Source organism: Micromonospora sp. BL1, assembly GCF_003667485.1.
In the GTDB taxonomy this organism is placed as follows: domain Bacteria; phylum Actinomycetota; class Actinomycetes; order Mycobacteriales; family Micromonosporaceae; genus Micromonospora; species Micromonospora tulbaghiae.
This window is the reverse complement of sequence record NZ_RCVK01000063.1, coordinates 1-2,064: the sequence shown is the minus strand read 5'-3', so window position 1 is coordinate 2,064 and position 2,064 is coordinate 1. Positions and strand designations below refer to the sequence as shown.

The window sequence follows — 2,064 nt, the reverse complement described above, 5'->3', positions numbered from 1 at the left end:
GAACGGAACCGGTTCGAACGGCACCGGTTCGAACGGCACCGGTTCGAACGGCACCGGTTCGAACGGCACCGGTTCGAACGGCACCGGTTCGAACGGCACCGGTTCGAACGGCACCGGTTCGGACGGCACGGGTTCCGACGGCTCCGGCCCGGGCGGCGCCGGCCAGGACGGCGGGGCGAACGCCGGTGGGTTCCCCGGATTCCCTGGTGGTGGTTCGGCTCCGGGCGCGCCCGGCGGCACCGGCCAAAACGGCGGCACCGGCCAAAACGGCGGCACCGGGCCGGGCGGTGTGCCGGGTCAGGGCGGCTTCCCCGGCCAGGACGGCGGGACCAGGCAGGAAGGGCGGGGACAGCGCGGCGGGGGCATGGGCGGGCTGCTCGACGCCCGCGAGCCGAGCGCCGAGATGACCGCGCTGCTCACCGCCGACGCCGACGACTACACCTGGGTCGCCGCCACTGTCGGCTCGAACAACGCCTCCGGCTACCAGCTGGCCACCGGCCGTCCGGTCATGCCGATCGGCGGCTTCAACGGCAGCGACCCGTCGCCGACGCTCGCGCAGTTCCAGCGGTACGTCGCCGACGGGCGGATCCACTACTTCCTCGGCGGCGGCGGGTTCCGCGCCAACGGCGGCAGCAACGCCTCGGCCGAGATCGCCGCCTGGGTCGCTGAAACCTTCACCGCGACCACCGTCGACGGCGTGACCGTGTACGACCTGAGCAGCGGAAAGCAGGGCTGAGCCATGACGGAGACGTACGCGCCCCGGGCCGCCGTGCAGGCCCGGCCCGCAGCCGGCAGCGCGGTGCTCGATGTGGTGGTTCCGGTGTACAACGAGGAGGGCGATCTGGGCCCCTGCGTCCGGCGGCTGCACGCGCACCTGACCGCGCACTTCCCGTACCCGTTCCGGATCACGGTGGCCGACAACGCCAGCGTGGACGGCACGCCGGCGGTGGCGCGGGCGCTCGCCGGCGAGCTGCCCGAGGTGGGGGTGCTGCGCCTGGACGAGAAGGGACGCGGGCGAGCGCTGCGCGCCGCGTGGTCGGCCTCGCCGGCGCCGGTGCTCGCGTACATGGACGTGGACCTGTCCACCGACCTGGCCGCGCTGCTGCCGCTGGTCGCGCCGCTCATCTCCGGGCACTCCGACCTGGCCATCGGCACCCGGCTGGCGCGGACCAGCCGGGTGGTCCGGGGCGCCAAGCGGGAGGTCATCTCACGGGGCTACAACCTGCTGCTGCGCGGCGCGCTCGCGGCGCGTTTCTCCGACGCCCAGTGCGGGTTCAAGGCGATCCGCGCCGACGTGGCCGCCGAGTTGCTGCCGCTGGTACGCGACACCGGCTGGTTCTTCGACACGGAGCTGCTGGTCCTGGCGCAGCGGGCCGGGCTGCGCATCCACGAGGTGCCGGTGGACTGGGTGGACGACCCGGACAGCCGCGTCGACATCGTCGCCACCGCGCTGGCCGACCTGCGCGGCATCGGCCGGCTGGGCCGGGCGCTGGTGACCGGGGCGCTGCCGCTGGCGCGGTTGCGCGCCCAGCTCGGGCGCGGGCCGCTGCCGGCGCCCCCGGCGCAGGTGCCGGCCGGGTTGCCCCGGCAGCTCGCCCGGTTCGCCGCGGTGGGCGTGGCGAGCACGCTCGCGTACCTGCTGTTGTTCCTGCTGGCCCGCGGCCCGCTCGGTGCGCAACCGGCGAACCTGCTGGCGCTGCTGCTCACCGCGGTGGCCAACACGGCGGCCAACCGGCGGCTCACGTTCGGGGTGACCGGACGCCGGCACGCCGGCCGCCACCACCTCCAGGGGCTGCTGGCGTTCGCGCTCGGCCTGGCCCTGACCAGCGGCTCCCTGGCCGTGCTGCACGCCACGACGCCCCCGAGTCGGGGACGGGAGCTGACCGTCCTGGTGGCCGCCAACCTGGCCGCGACAGCCCTGCGCTTCCTCCTGCTCCGCCTGGCCATGCACCACCGCCCCTGACCACGCCCCCGCCCCCGCCTCCCCCAGGAACATCCCGTCGATCATGAGGTTGGCGGCGCGACACGCCGCCAACCTCATGATCGACGGGATGTTCCTGGGGG

1 protein-coding gene and 1 pseudogene are annotated in these 2,064 nt (G+C 75.0%); both read left to right on the top strand.

Annotated elements, in window-relative coordinates; all coding sequences use genetic code 11:
• Positions 1-736 (top strand): annotated as a pseudogene (locus EAD96_RS00350) (glycosyl transferase); the annotation flags it as partial.
• A gap of 3 nt (positions 737-739) precedes the next feature.
• Positions 740-1,963: a dolichyl-phosphate beta-glucosyltransferase gene (locus EAD96_RS00345; RefSeq protein ID WP_121682870.1), complete on the top strand. Its 1,224-nt coding sequence runs from the start codon at positions 740-742 to the stop codon at positions 1,961-1,963.
• The last annotated feature ends 101 nt before the right edge of the window (positions 1,964-2,064 follow it).